2 rRNA genes are annotated in these 837 nt (G+C 57.7%); both read right to left on the reverse strand.

The features are described 5' to 3' along the window. Window positions 1–253 (reverse strand): 23S ribosomal RNA (locus MKL20_RS25265); the annotation flags it as partial. Between the two features lie 461 nt (window positions 254–714). Beyond that, window positions 715–837: ribosomal RNA gene (locus MKL20_RS25270) — 16S ribosomal RNA — on the reverse strand; the annotation flags it as partial.

The raw sequence follows: 837 nt of genomic DNA on the forward strand, positions 1-837 counted from the left end.
GATGTTTCAGTTCCCCGGGTTCGCTTCAAACCCCTATGGATTCAGGATTTGATACCTTCATGTGACCAACCGTATTGGAGAACCAGGCTCGCGCCTGGTCCCGCAATACGGAAGGTCGCTGGTGGGTTTCTCCATTCGGAACTCCCTGGATCAAAGCTCGTTCGCAGCTGCACAAGGCTTATCGCAGCGTACCACGTCATTCATCGCCTCTCAGCGCCAAGGCATCCACCGAATGCTCTTAAGACACTTGATCGCTCTCGTGATCGATGTCCGTTTTCTTGCCACTGGGTCCAGAGGATCCAGAGCAAAAATCTGACACGGTCACAAAAAGACCAGCGATCCGATCGTTTCCGATCAAATCGCCGTATGCTTGCCGAACATGACCGCCAGGGCTGACGCTTTCGCGCCCCCAACGGCCACATTCCCTCTTCACGCTGTCACTGATGTCTTCGGCTAACAGCCGATCCTGCGGAACCTGACGGTCCTCACAGCATCCAGGCTGCGGCAAACTCAATCTCCAGGCCGGCTCGACGCCCATCCCTGTGCAGGGATGACGGAGCCCGATGGCCCGGAACGAGAAAGAGAAACGAGGACGGCGCCTGTCCCGCCAAATGGGACCCTGACAGGTCCCTGTATCCTAAATGATCCTCGATGGGTCTGCCGAAGCAGGACGGCCCCGATCGCTCGGCGCCAAACCCAAAAAGAAATCCTTAGAAAGGAGGTGATCCAGCCGCAGGTTCCCCTACGGCTACCTTGTTACGACTTCACCCCAGTCGCTGACCCTACCGTGGTCGCCTGCCTCCTTGCGGTTGGCGCAGCGCCGTCGGGTAAGACCAA

Origin of the sequence: Methylobacterium sp. E-066 (genome assembly GCF_022829635.1) — a bacterium.
Classification (GTDB): domain Bacteria; phylum Pseudomonadota; class Alphaproteobacteria; order Rhizobiales; family Beijerinckiaceae; genus Methylobacterium.